Genomic DNA, 15692 nt, shown 5'->3' with positions numbered 1-15692 from the left:
AATCCTTCCCGCACCGGGCAGGAGCTAGAGCGGCTCCACCCACGCCCCATGCGCTTGCACAGTCGCGCGTTGCGCGGCTTCCTCGAACCCCGGCCAGCTCTGTACCCACAGCTGTTGCTGCGCGGTATTGCGGTTCGGTTCCATTCGAACCCAGGCGAGCGGTCGATCCGTCGTTGCGACCGCACCGGCGGCGGCCATCGCCGCCGCGATCCGCGCCTGCCGCTCCGGACCGAGATATTGCCATACCACCGAGTGCATCAGCGCGCGCGTGACACCCGCCGCCTGCGGTTCGGCCAGCCTTGCCTCGACCCAATCCGCGGCATCGCCCTGCACCATATCGACCGGTCGCGCCTCGATCATGGCGATCGCATGCGCCAGGCGTTCGGTCCGCTCGGGATTGTCGGCCCAGATATAGGCGCGCAGCCGGTCCGCCGCTTTCGGGTCAGTCACGTCGACCGGCTGAATCTCGACACCGCGCACCGAGACGATCTCGACCTGCACCTGTGGAGGGCGCGCGCCGCGCCAGTCGGGCCGGATCGTCACCGGCGACTCGGCCGGTCCGACCATCGTTCCGCCAAGGTCGAAGCGGAAGCGGTCGATCAGCAGATTGAGACCGGCGCTCGATCCGATCTCGAGCAGTTCGAGCTTCGGCCCATGCCGCCCGGCGACCTCGATCAGACCAGTCATCAGCGCCGCCGATCGCCCCGCTTCGTTGGTCTGCGGCGGTCCATCAAGCCATGGATAGAGCGCCGCGTCATGCGTGATGAAGCTTTCGCGCAACACGCGCCGGACCTCCCCGGGCTCGACGATCCTCCCCGCGAACAGGTCGGAAAGCCCGGGCGCAACGCCCGCCAGGTCAAGCGCATGCAGCCCGCCGACCAGCCGCAGCGGCAAAGCGTCGGTGGTCGGCTCGCCCGGCCAGTCGAGCACCCGGCGGCCGGTACGTGTGTCACGATCGAGGCTGACCGCCAGGCCAGCACAGATGCGCGCGGTGATCGGCGCCCCCATCACGGTGCAGAAATGCTCCTGGATCAGGAATGCGCCGCGATTATTCTGCTCATCAGACATGACACGCCCTTCTCGCTTCGTTCGTTTCGGGCGACGTCGAGAAACTGGCTCGGGCGCGCGCGGCTGGTTTCTCGACTGCTCTCGAAACGAACGGGTGATGATTGCCGGGCGTTGTTGCGCCCGCGAACGCCCCCAAGTAAAGCCCCGCTCGATCATGGCCGCACCAATCATCATCGCCGTGCCCAAGGGGCGTATTCTCACCGAGGCCGTGCCGCTGCTGCAGCGTGCCGGAATCGAGCCCGAGGCGGCGTTTTCCGACGAGGACAGCCGCGCGCTGCGCTTCGCGACGAGCAACCCCGGCATCGACCTGATCCGTGTCCGCGCGTTCGACGTCGCGACCTTCGTCGCGCATGGCGCCGCGCAGCTCGGCATCGTCGGATCGGACGTGCTGGCCGAATTCGACTATTCTGAACTCTATGCGCCGGTCGATCTGGGTATCGGTCATTGCCGCTTGTCGGTCGCGGAACCCGCCGCACTCGCCGCGACCGACGATCCGCGCGGCTGGAGCCATGTGCGCATCGCGACCAAATATCCGCATGTCACGCGCGCCCATTTCGAAGCGCGCGGCGTGCAGGCCGAATGCGTCAAGCTCAACGGCGCGATGGAACTGGCGCCTTTACTGGGTCTGGCGCCGCGGATCGTCGACCTGGTGTCGTCGGGCCGCACGCTCAAGGAAAACGGCCTGGTCGAGGTCGAAGTGATTGCCGAGGTGACGTCGCGCCTGATCGTCAACCGCGCCGCGTTCAAGACGCGCGGCGAGATCGTGCCGCTGGTCGAGGCATTCCGGCGAGCAGTGGATGACGCCCGTGCAGCCTAGCGCATTGCCTCCCTTTCTCCGTTCGCTCGCAACGAACGAGCTTCATGGGGCGCGCATCTGGTGCTGAAACTCTCCACCTCCGATCCGGGCTTCGACCGTGATTTCACCATCCTGGTCAATGCGCGGCGCGAGACCGATGCCGATGTCGCGCGCGACGTGCGCACGATCATCGCCAGCGTCCGCGACGAGGGCGATTCCGCCATCGCTGCCTTCACCAGGAAGTTCGACCGCCACGATCTCAACATGAGTGGTTGGCGGATCGAGAAGGCCGAGTGGATCGCCGCCTATGACGGGCTCGACCTCGCATTGCGCGACGCGCTCGACCTCGCCGCCGCGCGCATCGCCGCCTATCACGAGAAGCAGAAGCCCGAAGACAGCGACACGACCGACAGTGCCGGGGTCCGACTCGGCGCACGCTGGAACGCGATCCAGAACGCCGGCATCTATATTCCCGGCGGCCGCGCGGCCTATCCGTCATCGGTGCTGATGAACGCGATCCCCGCCAAGGTCGCGGGCGTCGAACGCCTCGTCATGGTCACGCCGACTCCGGACGGCGAGATCAACCCGCTGGTGCTCGCCGCCGCGCATATCGCCGGGGTCGACGAAATCTGGCGCATCGGCGGCGCGCAGGCGATTGCCGCGCTCGCTTATGGCACCGGACGGATCGCCGCGGTCGATGTGATCACCGGGCCGGGCAATGCCTGGGTCGCCGAAGCCAAGCGCCAGCTTTACGGCGTGGTCGGCATCGACATGGTCGCGGGACCGTCGGAAATCGTCGTCGTCGCCGATGGCCGGAACGATCCCGACTGGATCGCCGCGGACTTGCTCAGCCAGGCCGAGCATGACCCGACCAGCCAGTCGATCCTGTTTACCGACAATGCCGCCTTTGCCGAACGCGTTGCCGAGGCAGTCGACCTGCAGATCGGCGCGCTTTCCACCGCCCGCGTCGCGCGGGACAGCTGGGATGCGAACGGCGCGATCATCGTCACCGCCGACCTGGGCGAGGCGATGCCGCTGGTCGACCGCCTCGCACCCGAACATCTCGAACTGGCCTGCGACGATCCGCAAGCCTTGTTCGACCGCGTCCGCCATGCCGGATCGGTGTTTCTCGGCCGCCACACGCCCGAGGCGATCGGCGATTATGTCGCCGGGCCGAATCACGTCCTGCCCACCGGCCGGCGCGCGCGTTTCGCCAGTGGCTTGTCAGTGCTCGATTTCATGAAACGCACCAGTTTCCTGCAATGCGACGCGGCTGCGCTTGCCGCGATCGGCCCGGCCGCCGTGGCGCTGGCCGAGGCCGAAGGGCTGCCGGCACATGCGAAATCGGTGGCGTTGCGGCTCTAGGCTTTCGCCGCCGGAAAAGAGCTCGGAGAAGAGCCCAGAGAAGAGCAAGGTTCACCTGAGCCACTTCCTCGGTTATGGGCTCGATAATGTCCCAACGTACCGCACCCCGTTCCAAGGCCCGCGCCGCCGCGCGCCTTGCCGCCGCGCAAGCACTGTATCAGCATGAGATGGAGGGCACGGCGATCCCGTCGCTGCTCCACGAATTTCACAATCACCGGCTCGGCGCGACGATCGAGGATGCGGAGTATGCCGAGGCGGAAGTCGATTTCTTCGACGACATCGTCAAGGGCACGCATGCCCGGCTCGAAGAGATCGATACGGCGATCGCCGCGAAGCTCGCCAAGGGTTGGAGCATGACTCGGCTCGACAAGGCGATGCGCGCGATCCTGCGCGCCGGAACCTATGAACTGCTGGCGCGGCCCGATGTGCCGGTCGGTACGGTGATCACCGAATATGTCGATGTCGCGCATGCCTTTTTCGACAAGCGCGAGGCGGGGTTCGTCAACGGGCTGCTGGATGGGATCGCGAAAGATGTCCGGACTTAAGCCGCGCCGCCGGAAAGGTTGAGACTATGACCGAAGCCGATTTTCTCGTCGCGCTGCGCAGCTTGCCGCTCCATCCCGGCGCGAACGGCCTGTCCGACGATACGGCGAGCCTCGGTCCCTATGTCCTGACCACCGACACGATCGTCGAGACGATCCATTTCCTGCCCGGCGACTTGCCCGGGGACGTGGCGTGGAAGCTCGTCGTGACCAATTTGTCCGATCTCGCCGCCAAGGGCGCGACGCCGGTCGGGGTATTGCTCAACTATCCGCTGAGCGGCAGCGCCTGGGACACGGCCTTCCTCTCCGGCCTGCGCCACGTGCTCGAAACCTTCGCTACGCCGCTGCTCGGCGGCGATACGGTGTCGTTGCCCAGGGGCGCGCCCCGCATCCTGACGCTCACCGCGATCGGCGGCGATGCCGCCGCGCCGCCGCGCTCGGGCGCGAAGCCGGGCGACCTGCTCTATGTCACCGGCACGATCGGCGATGCCGGCGCGGGCCTGGCCATCGCGCGGGGCAAGCCCGGGCACGACGACCTGCTGGCCGCGTATCGCCGTCCCCATCCGCGTCTTGCCGAGGGCCGCGCGCTTGGTCCCTATGCCCATGCGATGATGGATGTATCGGACGGACTGCTGATCGACGCGCGGCGCATGGCCGAGACATCGGGGCTGGCGGTGACGATCGACCTGACCGCTGTGCCGCTCTCGTCCGCCTATATCGACTTTGCCGGCCGCACCCGCGACGCGCGCCTGGCCGCCGCGACCGCAGGGGACGATTATGAGCTGCTGTTCGCCGCGCCCGCCGATCGCCCCCCGCCCATCCCGGCGACCCGGATCGGCCGGTTCGACCCCGGTGCCGGGCTGATCCTGCACGATGATGGCGATGTGCTGCCACTTCCGGCTCATCTGGGATTTCAGCACGACATCTGACCGGGTTGCGCTCCGCGTTACCCGCCTTATACCTTTCGCCAAACCGTAGGGGACGCGGTCAGCCTGACCATCCGTCCCAAGCGACATAAAGGGGAAGGATCAGCATGACGATTGTCTATGCCGCCATAATCTGCGGCCTGATTGCCGTAGTGTACGGCATCATCACCAGCCGCCAGGTGCTCGCCGCGAGCCCGGGCAACGAAAAGATGCAGGATATCGCGGCGGCAATCGCTGAAGGCGCCAAGGCCTATCTCGGCCGTCAGTATCGCACCATCGGCATTGTCGGCATCGTCGTCGCCGCGCTGGTCGCCTATTTCCTCGGCTGGGTGTCCGCGATCGGCTTCGCGATCGGCGCGATCCTGTCGGGCGTGACCGGCTTCATCGGCATGAACGTGTCGGTCAAAGCCAATGTCCGCACGGCAGAGGCCGCGCGCACTTCGCTGCAGGGCGGCCTGACCATGGCGTTCCGCTCGGGCGCGGTCACCGGCATGCTGGTGGCGGGCCTCGGCCTGCTCGCGATCTCCGGCTTCTTCTGGTATCTGACCGGCCCCGCCGGCCACGCGCCGACCGACCGCATCGTCATCGATTCGCTCGTCGCGCTCGCCTTCGGGGCCTCGCTGATCTCGATCTTCGCGCGCCTCGGCGGCGGCATCTTCACCAAGGCCGCCGACGTCGGCGCCGACCTGGTCGGCAAGGTCGAGGCGGGCATTCCGGAGGACGATCCCCGCAACCCCGCGACCATCGCCGACAATGTCGGCGACAATGTCGGCGACTGCGCGGGCATGGCCGCCGATCTGTTCGAAACCTATGTCGTGACGCTCGGCGTGACGATGGTGTCGATCGCCTTGCTCGTCCAGGCCTCGGCCGGCGAACTCCTCGCACTGATGGGTCTGCCGCTGATCGTCGGCGGCGTGTGCATCATCACTTCGATCATCGGCACCTATATGGTGCGCCTCGGCAGCAACAATTCGATCATGGGCGCGCTCTACAAGGGCTTCTGGACCACGGTCATCCTGTCGATCCCGGCAATCTATTTCGCCACCCAGTACACACTTGGCGACATGCACACCGTGATCGGCGGCGCATCATTCCTCGAACCCGGCGTGGCCCATGCCGGCTTCACCGGCATGGACCTGTTCTGGTGCATGATGATCGGCCTCGCGCTGACCGGCGCCCTGGTGTGGATCACCGAATATTACACCGGCACCAATTACCGCCCGGTCAAGTCGATCGCCAAGGCGTCGGAAACCGGCCATGGCACCAACGTCATCCAGGGCCTCGCGGTCAGCCTCGAAAGCCCGGCATTGCCGACGATCGTCATTTCGATCGCCGTCATCGCCACCTATCAGCTGGCGGGCGTGATCGGCATCGCCTTCGGCGCGACCGCGATGCTGGCGCTGGCCGGCATGGTCGTGGCGCTGGACGCCTATGGCCCGGTCACCGACAATGCCGGCGGGATCGCCGAAATGGCCGGCCTGCCCGACGATGTCCGTCATCGCACCGATGCGCTCGACGCGGTCGGCAACACGACCAAGGCCGTGACCAAGGGCTATGCGATTGGCTCGGCGGCACTGGCCGCGCTGGTGCTGTTCGGCGCGTATACGACCGATCTCGGGATCTATTTCCCCGACCTCAACGTCGATTTCTCGCTCTCCAACCCGTATGTCATCGTCGGCCTGCTGCTCGGCGCGTTGCTGCCGTTCAGCTTCGGCGCGTTCGGCATGACCGCGGTCGGCCGTGCGGCGGGCTCGGTGGTCGAGGACGTCCGCGCGCAGTTCCGCGACAATCCCGGCATCATGGAAGGGACCAGCCGTCCCGACTATGCCCGTACCGTCGACCTCGTCACCAAGGCGGCGATCAAGGAGATGATCATCCCGTCGCTGCTGCCGGTGCTCGCACCGATCGCGGTGTATTTCATCATCACCGCGGTATCGAACCAGGCGAGCGGCTTCGCGGCGCTCGGCGCATTGCTGCTCGGCGTGATCGTGTCGGGCCTGTTCGTCGCCATCTCGATGACGTCGGGCGGCGGCGCCTGGGACAATGCCAAGAAGTACATCGAGGATGGCAATCACGGCGGCAAGGGCAGCGAAGCCCATAAGGCGGCAGTGACCGGCGACACCGTTGGCGACCCGTACAAGGATACGGCGGGCCCGGCGGTCAACCCGATGATCAAGATCACCAACATCGTGGCCTTGCTGCTGCTCGCGGCACTGGCTCACGCCGCCTGACAGGCCCGATCTTCCGGTCGCAGGAACGGCCCGCGCGGAGATGTCCGCGCGGGCCGTTTCCGTTTTGCCCATCTCGATACATTCTCTTTCGGCAATGCTTTCAAGCGGCTGCACGGCGCGATATTAATATGCGTTGTCGGGGCATGAGATCGGGGCGGGGGATATGATTCGGAAATTGATCGGGGCATTTGCCGTAATCGCGGCAGTCGGCCCGTCCGCGGCGCAATCGCCTGCCCCGTCAACGGCCTCGGCGACGACCCTGGCGACACCCCCTATTCCGATCGACCATTTCGCCAGCCTGCCTTTCCTGACCGCACCGGAACTGTCGCCCGACGGCACCAGGATCGCCGCGCGGATCGCCGTTGCCGGGCAGTTGCGCCTGGCTATCGTGCCGCTTGGCGATGTGAAGAAGATCGTCACGATCGGGATGGGCGAGAATGATCTCAACAATTGGGAATGGATCAACAATGACTGGCTGATCGCCAGTATCGGCGCGACGGAGAAAGTGGAGGGCGACGACTGGTACCTGTCCCGCACCGCTTCGATCAGCGCGGACGGCAAGAAGATCATCATGCTGGGCGCAAAGACCGCAGCGCAGAATGCCGGCAATGTGTTGTGGATGGCGCGTGACGGGTCGCCGCATATCCTGCTCGCCATGCAGACATCGATCTATTCGAACGATGTGGGGTTCTGGCCCGAGGTGCGCGATTTCGATGTCAGCACAGGCAAAAGCGTCCGCGTCGTCCCATCGACCGACAAGGTCTCGAGCTGGTTCACCGATGGCGCGGGCACGGTGCGCATGGGCGTCGCCTATAACGACGACAACCGATCCTATCGCCTGCTCTATCGCGACGACCGGACCAAGCAGTTTCACACCGTCAGCAAGGCGCGCGGCCGCGGTGCTTCGCTCGGCAGCCTTCCCGCAATGTTCCTGCCCGAAACCGGCAAGGCGCTCGCATTCGACGACGATGACGGCTTCAACGCGCTCTACGCCTTTGATCTTTCCACGCTGAAGACCGGCGAGAAGATTTTCGGCAAGCCGGGCTATGATATCGGCGGGATCATTCCCGACGCCACCGGCACGCGGATGATTGGCGTACGCTATACGGACACGCACGCGCGTACCCAATGGTTCGACCCCGTTCTGGCGAAGATCCAGGCCGATATCGACAAGGCAATCGGCGCGCGCCACGCGCAGATCACCTCCTGGAGTAGCGATTTCAGCGTGCTGATCGTCAAGGTCGCCGGCGCCGACCGACCCGGCGCCTATTATGTCTATCGCCCGGACGAGGGCAGGCTGCGTATGCTCGCGAAAATCAGCGATGCGCTGGGCACCGATGCCCAATCGCCGGTCAGCACGGTGACGTACAAGGCGCGCGACGGACTGGAGATTTCCGCGGTGCTCACCACGCCCAAGGGCAAGACGGCGAAGGGCTTGCCGCTGATCCTGATGCCGCATGGCGGCCCGTTCGCGCGCGACGACGAGAGCTGGGACTGGTGGACGCAGTTCCTCGCCAGCCGCGGCTATGCCGTGTTGCAGCCCAATTATCGCGGCTCGTCCGGCTATGGCACCGCTTTTGCCGAAAAAGGCCAGGGGCAATGGGGCCTGGCGATGCAGGACGATCTGGTCGATGCGGTTAAATGGGCAACCGGCAGCGGCCTGGCGGATGCCAAGCGGGTGTGCATCGTCGGGGCATCCTATGGCGGTTATGCCGCGTTCCGCGCGGCGCAGCGCGACACCGGGCTGTATCGCTGCGCGGTGTCCTATGCCGGGGTCTCCGACATGCCGGCGATGCTGCGCTACGATAGTCGTTTCCTCAACAGTGGCGCGCGCGGCGACTGGATGCGCCTGCAGGCGCCGGACCTGAAGACCGTATCGCCGATCAACCATGCCACCGAATTCGGCGTGCCGATGCTGATCATGCATGGCAAGGCCGACCGCGTCGTTCCGGTCAAGCAATCGCGCGAGATGGTCGAAAAGCTGAAGGCGGCGGGCAAGCCCTATCGCTATGTCGAGCAGCCGCTCGGCGATCATCATTTCTCGCGCCAGGCCGACCGCGCCCAGTTTCTGACCGAACTCGAGGCGTTTCTGAAGGAATATAATCCGGCATAGGATCCATATCCCGGCACCGAAGAAGACCGCTATGGCCCGAAGGACCCGGCGTGGATGCATTCGCTTTTGGCAATGCTTTCAAGCGGCTGTGACGTGGTTTAAGCCATCGCCAGGGGTTTCGGGGGCGATGGTAAAATGATTCGGGGATTGATCGGGGCGTTGGCGCTTGCTCTTTCGCTGACGCCGGGCACCGTGCAGGCGGCCGACCGGCCGATTCCGATTCCGATTCCCGTCGAAACCTTTGCCGACACGCCTTTCCTGTCGAGGCCGGTGCTGTCACCGGATGGCACCCGAATCGCCGCGTTCGCCGCGGCCGACGACAAGAACAGGCTGCTCGTCTTTCCCGCCGATAAAGATGCCGGCCGCCAGGTTGTCGAACTGGGCGAGGCGACACTCTCCGATATCCAATGGGCCGGGAATGAACGGGTTTTGGTGACCGTCACGACCAACATGGACTGGTACGGCACACCGATCCCCATTTGGCGGCTTTTTGCCGTCGAACTGGCCGCTGGCACGGTGAAGATGCTCGACCCCAAAAGTCGCGGGATCATGGCGGGAGACATCCTCCATGTCGATCCGGACGGGGGCTGGCTGCTGGTGGCGAGCCAGGACGATGTGCTCTCCACGCCCTCGGTCAAGCGTATCGAACTTGCCACGGGAAAGGTGACCAAGATCGAGAAAGAACGTCCCAACGTGTGGAACTGGTTCGCGGACCAGTCGGGCGTGGTTCGTGCGGGCATCTCCTATGACGCCGATCGCTGGACGATGTGGTATCGCGCTACGGCGGAAGAACCGCTGAAACCGATCAGACGCAAGGAAAAGCCGTCCGGCGACGACGGCGCGGTGGACGGCGTGCGCTTCATGAGCAGCGCGGATGACGGCATCATCCTGACCAACGCCCGGACCGGCCGGTTCGGCGCCTATGCCTATAATTTTCGCACCGGTACGATTGGTGCAGCCATTTATGAGAATCCCGAGGTCGATATCACGAGCGTCGTCGTCGATCCGCGCAGCGGCGTGATCAACGGTATCTCCTATACCGACGACCGCTTTCGCATATCCTGGCTCGATGCCGGCAAACGCGTGCTACAGACCAAGCTCGACCGGGCACTTAAGAACGCCGAGAATATCGTGCTGAACGGCAGTCGCGATGGCAATCGCTTGCTTGTCTGGTCGGGCAGCGGCGCCGATCCCGGGGCCTATTATGTCTATGACCGCGCCGAGAACAAGATGTTCCCCGTCGCGAAGCCTTATGACAAGCTGGCCGATGTGACGCTCGCGCCCGTCGCGCCGGTGAAATATGCCGCGCGCGACGGCCTGTCCATTCCCGGTTACCTGACCCTGCCACTCGGCCGTGAGGCGAAGGACCTGCCGCTGATCGTGATGCCGCATGGCGGGCCGCACGCGCGCGACACCTGGGACTATGACCCCTATGTCCAGTTCCTGGCGAGCCGGGGCTATGCCGTGTTGCAGCCCAATTTCCGCGGCTCCACCGGCTATGGCAAGGATTATGTCGAAAAGGGCTATGGCCAATGGGGCCGGGCGATGCAGGACGATGTCGATGACGGAGTCGACTGGCTGATCAAGACGGGCAAGGTCGACGCCAAGCGCGTCTGCATCATGGGCATATCCTATGGCGGCTATGCCGCGATGTGGGGCGCAATCCGCAACCCCGAACGCTATCGCTGCGCGGTCAGCCTCGCCGGCGTCATGGACGTGCCCGGCATGCTTCGTTTCGACCGCCGCAGTTTCAGTGCGCCACGCTATTTCAAGGCATGGCAGGCCAAGGTCGAGGGCGCGGAGAAACAGGATCTGAACGCCGTGTCACCCCTCGCCCAGTCGACCCGACTGACCATCCCTGTCTTCATCGCGCATGGTGAGAAGGACGACAATGTTCCCGCCAAGCAATCGCATCAGATGATTGCCGCGCTGAAGAAACGCGGCGTCGCCGCCGACGCCGCTTTCTATCCGACCGCCAAGCACGGCCTGCAGAAGCGCGAGGACATTATCGACTTCCTGAAGCGGCTGGAGGCGTTCCTGGCAAAGCATAATCCGGCGTGACGCTGGATCATGGCTGCTTGGCCCGGCCCATGATCATCCCCACATCACCAGCATGAACCCGGTCCGCGCCCTGGTCGAACGCCAGATTGACAGTCTGGTCGGTCCATCGCCGAGCGATGTCCCGTTCGACCTGTCGACCGGCGATAACGGGCTGTTCGGACCCGGGTCGGTCGCGTGGGACGTGCATGGCGATTTCGCGACGATGATGGTCGGTGGCGTCGCCGCATTGCTGCTGCAGATGCTCCATCCGGCGGCGCTGGCCGGCGTATGGGACCATAGCGATTTCCGCCGCGACATGCGCGGACGGCTGCGCCGTACCGCGCGCTTCGTCGGCGGCACCACTTATGCGTCGACCGAGCAAGCCGAGGCGATGATCGACCGGGTGCGGAGGATCCATGACCGGGTGAGCGGCACACTGCCCGACGGCACCCCCTATTCCGCGACGGATCCGGTGCTGCTCACCTGGGTGCATGTCGCCGAATCGACAAGCTTCCTCGCCGCTTATCGCCGCTATCGCGATCCGGCGATGACCGTCGCGCGGCAGGATCGCTATTTCGCCGAAGTGGCAATGATTGCGGAGCGGCTCGGCGCGACGGATATTCCGCGGACGCGCGCGACCGTCGACGCCTATCTCGAGGCGATGCGTCCGCAATTGCGCAGCGATGACCGCACCCGCGCGATCGCCCATGCCTTGTTCAATCCGCCCGCCGACACGCTGGCGATCAAGCCGATGCAGTCGTTGACCATGGCCGCCGGGACCGACCTGCTGCCGCCCTGGGCCGCCGCGATGCATGGCCTGGCCCGGTCGCGCGGGCAGCGCCACCTGATCCGGGCCGGGACCGCCGGCGTCGGCATGGCGCTGCGCTGGGCGCTCAGCGAGCGTACCGCGCGCAAGGACTCGCTGCTGCGCGCACGGGCCGCATCGCTCGGTTAGCCCAACCCTGTTTTCGAGCAAGACATCGCTGATCACGCCGTTGCTCAGTTGCACATCCCATGATCCCTCCAGCCTGCGGATTCTGTCAGGACGTAAAGCGAAATCGCCAAGTTTGGGCATCGGCGAGGGAATCACATGTCCACTATCTTTTCCAAGCCCGGCGTCGGCGACCGCACCAAATCCCTACTCTACGCGCTGCAGAACCGGCTGGTATAGGTCGCCGGCGGGCGCGGCGACGACGGGTCCATTCGGGCGGCCAGTTGTTCGCGCTCTTGCGCCATGTCAGCACCCCGCTTCCCTTCGCCCGCGTCTTCGGCTAAAGGCCCGCGTTCAAGAATTCCCCGAAATCACCAGAGGTTTGTTTGGCCAAGGAAGAACTGCTCGAAATGCGCGGCCAGGTGGTGGAGCTTTTGCCCAACGCCATGTTCCGCGTGAAGCTTGAGAATGACCATGAAATTCTTGGTCACACCGCGGGCAAGATGCGCAAGAACCGCATCCGTGTGCTGGTCGGCGACGAAGTGCTCGTCGAACTCACGCCCTATGATTTGACCAAGGGTCGCATCACCTACCGGTTCAAATAGGCGCGGCCTCCTTCTTCCGTTCGCCCTGAGCTTGTCGAAGCACGAACGGACTATGTGTTGGCAATGATGTCGTCCCCTGCCCCCAAACTCGTTCTGGCATCGACCAGTCCGCGTCGGCTGCAGCTGCTTGCTCGAATCGGGATCGTGCCCGATCGCATCGCCGCGCCCGATGTGGATGAGGATCCGGTCAAAGGCGAAGAGCCGCGCGTCTATGTCGCGCGCATCGCGACCGCCAAGGCCCATGCGGTGGAGCGCGCACCCGGCGAAGTTATCCTGGCCGGCGATACGACCATCGCGGTCGGCCAGCGCATTCTTGGCAAGCCCGCCGACGAAGCGGATCTGCGCCGCATGCTCGCCCTGCTCTCCGGTCGCCGCCATCATTGTCTATCGGCGGTTTGCCTGATCGATGCCAATGGCAAGGCGCGCACGCGCCTGTCCGACACGATCGTCGCGTTCAAGCCACTCTCCGTCACCGACATCGACGCCTATGTCGCCAGCGGCGAAGGCATGGGCAAGGCCGGAGGCTATGCCATTCAGGGCCGGGCGGAAACCTGGGTACGCTATCTCTCGGGCAGTCATTCGGGCGTGGTCGGCCTGCCGCTGTTCGAAACGCGCGCATTGTTGACCAGCGCCGGTCTTCCCCTTGGCTGAATGGCTTTATGAAGCCGGCATCGGCGAGGCCCGCGCCGCGCTGGTCGAGGGCGACACGATCACCATGGCGCGGATCGAACCCGACACGATCGGCCCCCTGGTCGGCACCGTGGCGCTGGCGCGGCTGGCCGACATCACGATCAAGGGCCGCGAAGGCCGGGTGACGATCGAGGGTGGCGGGGAAGCGCTGCTTTCGCCCCTGCCCGCCGGCATCACCCAGGGCGCGCGCCTGAGCGTCGAGATCATCCGCGAAGCGATCCCCGAGCCCGGCCGCGCCAAGCTTGCGCGCTGCGCGCCAAGCGATTCGCCACCTGCAACCGGCTCCGACCTGCTCACGCGGATCACCGCGACCGGTCACCCGGTCCGTCAGTGCCGTGCGCACGAGGGCGATCATCTCGAAGCGGCGGGCTGGTCCGAGATACTGGAAGAAGCCAGCAGCGGCGAGATCGGCTTTGCCGGCGGCGCGCTGCGCATGACGCCAGCTCCGGCAATGACGCTGTTCGACGTCGATGGCAGCGGCCCACTCGAACCACTCGCCATTGCCGCAGCACATGCCGTCGCCGCCGCGATCCTGCGTCACGATATTGGCGGATCGATCGGCATCGATTTCCCGACGCTTGCCGGCAAGGCGGCGCGCCAGGCGGTCGCCGCCGCAATCGACGCGGCTTTGCCATTGCCGTTCGAGCGCACCGCGATGAACGGCTTCGGCTTCCTGCAGATCGTCCGTCCGCGCACTCGTGCCTCGCTGCCCGAGCGGCTGCGTGCCGATTCGGCCGGCGCCGAAGCGCGCGCCGTGCTGCGCATGATCGAACGTATTCCCCCGCCTGCCCCGCGACACCATATCGTGTCGAGGCGTGTCGCCGATCTGCTGACCCTGCGCAGCGACTGGCGCGAAGAGCTTGCCCGCCGTACCGGCGTCGAGCCGATATTCGAGACGAGACAGAAATGAAGAAAAATGCCTGCCCGATCTGCGGCAAGCCCCCGAGCGAGACGCACAAGCCGTTCTGCAGCCAGGGATGCCGTGACCGCGACTTGCTGCAATGGCTCGGCGAGGGCTATCGCATTCCGGCCGGCCCGGCCGATCCGGAAGCGGAAAATGCCGCCTCAACCGGACTGGACACCGCCGATAACGACGACTAAGAGGCCGCCTCTTGCCGGACATGTCCGGCAGTGCCCGAGTAGCTCAGTTGGTAGAGCACACGATTGAAAATCGTGGTGTCGGTGGTTCGAACCCGCCCTCGGGCACCATTTTTCCCTGGTGTCACACATCCCGATCGTCCAGATCGATCACCAGCAGCAACCGCTCCTCACCGGTCCCAGCGATCGGCGGCGACCGATGCACGATGGCGTGATGCGGCGCGAGCAACCTGCCCTTGAACAATCCGACATCGCCGCAGCTCAACTGACGCGGCGATGGCGATTCCCCATCGCTGGATGCGGCCACGGATCGCTGGTCGAGCCATTGGGTCCCGCTGCCGACATAGGTCGAGATCAGGCGCACCGCGACATAATCGGCATGGAAGCGCCAACAGGCATTGCCGTCGATTCGCTCCAGGCGCAGCGCGACCCGGTCGAGCGCCATTATGTTCGCGTAAATTGTGGCCAGGCGTGCGACATCGGCAATGAGTGGGGCATGCCAGCGCCGCACCGAACGATCGGCCAGATGCGCGCATAGCGTCTCGCCCAGAGCATCGATCCCTGCGGTGAAGCAGATACCCGGAAACCCGCGCAGCGTGCCGATGGCGATCGGCGGAGGCCGCTCCCACACCGCCAGCGTGATATCCGGATCGCGGATGCCGGCAAGCACGGAGTCCGCCCCGCCCAGCCGGACGTGATCAGGGACGGGGATGATTGGGCAAGCCGTTGCCGTCATGCCGAGTTCGACGCCCGGAGCTGCCGACCACGGCTCCGACCACGGCCTGATGGTAGTTTCGACCGTCATTCACTTCACCTCTTGTTTGCAATGATATAATGTATCATTAGCCGGCCATGATGACCAAAAGCAAGCCATGGCGCGCGGCGATCGGGACCGCGCGCTCGATCGATTGGATGGAACGTGCGGCATTGTTCGGGTCGGTCGCCTGCATGGTGCATTGCCTGATCCTGCCGCTGATCATCGCTGCCCTTCCGGCGCTCGGCACGGTGCTGGCGATCCCCGAATCCTTCCATGTGTGGATTCTTGGCTTTGCGGTCCCTGCCGCCGCGCTGGCGCTGATCCAGGGACGTGCGCGGCACGGCGAGCGCTACCCGTTGTGGCTGGGCGGAGTCGGTATTGCCTGGCTCGCGATCGGTGCCCTGGTGCTTGGCGGAACGATGGCGGAAACGCCGGTAACGGTTGTCGGCAGCCTGTTGCTGGCCGCTGCACACATTGCCAATTGGCGATTACGCCATGCCGCCGCGACGCCGTGCAGCGGATGACGGATC

15 protein-coding genes and 1 tRNA gene are annotated in these 15692 nt (G+C 65.2%); 14 read left to right on the top strand and 2 right to left on the bottom strand.

All coding sequences use genetic code 11. The annotated features are described in order from the left end of the window. Nucleotides 1–24: 24 nt before the first annotated feature. Nucleotides 25–1068, bottom strand: a complete 1044-nt coding sequence (locus tag OO12_RS15755) for a DUF2332 domain-containing protein (protein ID WP_052215931.1) — start codon at nt 1066–1068, stop codon at nt 25–27. Nucleotides 1069–1222: 154 nt separating this feature from the next. Between OO12_RS15755 and hisG the strand changes: the two genes are divergently transcribed. The 13 genes from hisG (at nt 1223) to OO12_RS15690 (ending at nt 14516) form a co-directional block, all read left to right on the top strand. Further along, the gene (gene hisG, locus OO12_RS15750) at nt 1223–1885 is read left to right on the top strand and encodes an ATP phosphoribosyltransferase (RefSeq protein WP_034159664.1); all 663 of its coding nucleotides are present in this window, start codon (nt 1223–1225) and stop codon (nt 1883–1885) included. Between the two features lie 57 nt (nt 1886–1942). Beyond that, nucleotides 1943–3229, top strand: coding sequence for a histidinol dehydrogenase (gene hisD / locus OO12_RS15745; RefSeq protein WP_200887493.1), 1287 nt, complete (start codon nt 1943–1945; stop codon nt 3227–3229). An 86-nt stretch (nt 3230–3315) separates the two neighbouring features. After that, the gene (gene nusB / locus OO12_RS15740; protein WP_235364822.1) at nt 3316–3774 is read left to right on the top strand and encodes a transcription antitermination factor NusB; all 459 of its coding nucleotides are present in this window, start codon (nt 3316–3318) and stop codon (nt 3772–3774) included. A gap of 26 nt (nt 3775–3800) precedes the next feature. After that, nucleotides 3801–4700 (top strand): thiamine-phosphate kinase, encoded by a 900-nt coding sequence (thiL, locus tag OO12_RS15735; protein WP_034159661.1) that lies wholly within the window; start codon nt 3801–3803, stop codon nt 4698–4700. Nucleotides 4701–4804: 104 nt separating this feature from the next. Beyond that, entirely contained in the window at nt 4805–6928 is a 2124-nt protein-coding gene (locus OO12_RS15730) for a sodium-translocating pyrophosphatase (protein ID WP_034159660.1), read from the top strand. Nucleotides 6929–7091: 163 nt separating this feature from the next. Further along, nucleotides 7092–9041 (top strand): alpha/beta hydrolase family protein, encoded by a 1950-nt coding sequence (locus tag OO12_RS15725; protein ID WP_052215930.1) that lies wholly within the window; start codon nt 7092–7094, stop codon nt 9039–9041. A 135-nt stretch (nt 9042–9176) separates the two neighbouring features. After that, the gene (locus tag OO12_RS15720) at nt 9177–11102 is read left to right on the top strand and encodes an alpha/beta hydrolase family protein (RefSeq protein WP_034159659.1); all 1926 of its coding nucleotides are present in this window, start codon (nt 9177–9179) and stop codon (nt 11100–11102) included. Between the two features lie 52 nt (nt 11103–11154). Next, nucleotides 11155–12036 carry an oxygenase MpaB family protein gene (locus OO12_RS15715; RefSeq protein ID WP_034159658.1) on the top strand — a complete coding sequence of 294 codons (882 nt, stop codon included), beginning with the start codon at nt 11155–11157 and terminating at the stop codon, nt 12034–12036. 362 nt (nt 12037–12398) lie between these two features. Beyond that, on the top strand, nt 12399–12617 hold the full coding sequence (infA, locus tag OO12_RS15710) for a translation initiation factor IF-1 (protein WP_010162480.1): 219 nt from the start codon (nt 12399–12401) through the stop codon (nt 12615–12617). A gap of 66 nt (nt 12618–12683) precedes the next feature. After that, nucleotides 12684–13268 (top strand): Maf family protein, encoded by a 585-nt coding sequence (locus OO12_RS15705; RefSeq protein WP_034159750.1) that lies wholly within the window; start codon nt 12684–12686, stop codon nt 13266–13268. Further along, a complete protein-coding gene (locus OO12_RS15700) occupies nt 13261–14217 on the top strand; it encodes a ribonuclease (RefSeq protein WP_034159657.1) in 957 nt (318 codons plus the stop codon). The genes OO12_RS15705 and OO12_RS15700 overlap by 8 nt, the downstream gene beginning before the upstream one ends. Beyond that, the gene (locus OO12_RS15695; protein ID WP_034159656.1) at nt 14214–14408 is read left to right on the top strand and encodes a DNA gyrase inhibitor YacG; all 195 of its coding nucleotides are present in this window, start codon (nt 14214–14216) and stop codon (nt 14406–14408) included. The genes OO12_RS15700 and OO12_RS15695 overlap by 4 nt, the downstream gene beginning before the upstream one ends. Before the next feature lie 32 nt (nt 14409–14440). After that, nucleotides 14441–14516, top strand: a tRNA-Phe gene (locus OO12_RS15690). A 13-nt stretch (nt 14517–14529) separates the two neighbouring features. Here OO12_RS15690 and OO12_RS15685 read toward each other — a convergent pair. After that, nucleotides 14530–15210 (bottom strand): DUF1826 domain-containing protein, encoded by a 681-nt coding sequence (locus OO12_RS15685; RefSeq protein ID WP_082006567.1) that lies wholly within the window; start codon nt 15208–15210, stop codon nt 14530–14532. 50 nt (nt 15211–15260) lie between these two features. On the opposite strand from OO12_RS15685, the gene OO12_RS15680 reads away from it, so the two are divergent. Further along, a complete protein-coding gene (locus OO12_RS15680; protein WP_160296824.1) occupies nt 15261–15686 on the top strand; it encodes a MerC domain-containing protein in 426 nt (141 codons plus the stop codon). The last annotated feature ends 6 nt before the right edge of the window (nt 15687–15692 follow it).

This window comes from Sphingomonas sp. ERG5, assembly GCF_000803065.1.
Classification (GTDB): Bacteria; Pseudomonadota; Alphaproteobacteria; order Sphingomonadales; family Sphingomonadaceae; genus Sphingomonas.
Note: the sequence above shows the minus strand (reverse complement) of the source record. Positions and strands in the feature narration are given on the sequence as shown.

Bases quoted from the DNA above. Each gene is read 5' to 3' on its own strand.
- OO12_RS15755 (WP_052215931.1), bottom strand. From the start codon at position 1,068: ATGTCTGATGAGCAGAATAATCGCGGCGCATTCCTGATCCAGGAGCAT.
- hisG (WP_034159664.1), top strand. From the start codon at position 1,223: ATGGCCGCACCAATCATCATCGCCGTGCCCAAGGGGCGTATTCTCACC.
- nusB (WP_235364822.1), top strand. From the start codon at position 3,316: ATGTCCCAACGTACCGCACCCCGTTCCAAGGCCCGCGCCGCCGCGCGC.
- thiL (WP_034159661.1), top strand. From the start codon at position 3,801: ATGACCGAAGCCGATTTTCTCGTCGCGCTGCGCAGCTTGCCGCTCCAT.
- OO12_RS15730 (WP_034159660.1), top strand. From the start codon at position 4,805: ATGACGATTGTCTATGCCGCCATAATCTGCGGCCTGATTGCCGTAGTG.
- OO12_RS15725 (WP_052215930.1), top strand. From the start codon at position 7,092: ATGATTCGGAAATTGATCGGGGCATTTGCCGTAATCGCGGCAGTCGGC.
- OO12_RS15720 (WP_034159659.1), top strand. From the start codon at position 9,177: ATGATTCGGGGATTGATCGGGGCGTTGGCGCTTGCTCTTTCGCTGACG.
- OO12_RS15715 (WP_034159658.1), top strand. From the start codon at position 11,155: ATGAACCCGGTCCGCGCCCTGGTCGAACGCCAGATTGACAGTCTGGTC.
- OO12_RS15705 (WP_034159750.1), top strand. From the start codon at position 12,684: ATGTCGTCCCCTGCCCCCAAACTCGTTCTGGCATCGACCAGTCCGCGT.
- OO12_RS15695 (WP_034159656.1), top strand. From the start codon at position 14,214: ATGAAGAAAAATGCCTGCCCGATCTGCGGCAAGCCCCCGAGCGAGACG.
- OO12_RS15685 (WP_082006567.1), bottom strand. From the start codon at position 15,210: ATGACGGTCGAAACTACCATCAGGCCGTGGTCGGAGCCGTGGTCGGCA.
- OO12_RS15680 (WP_160296824.1), top strand. From the start codon at position 15,261: ATGACCAAAAGCAAGCCATGGCGCGCGGCGATCGGGACCGCGCGCTCG.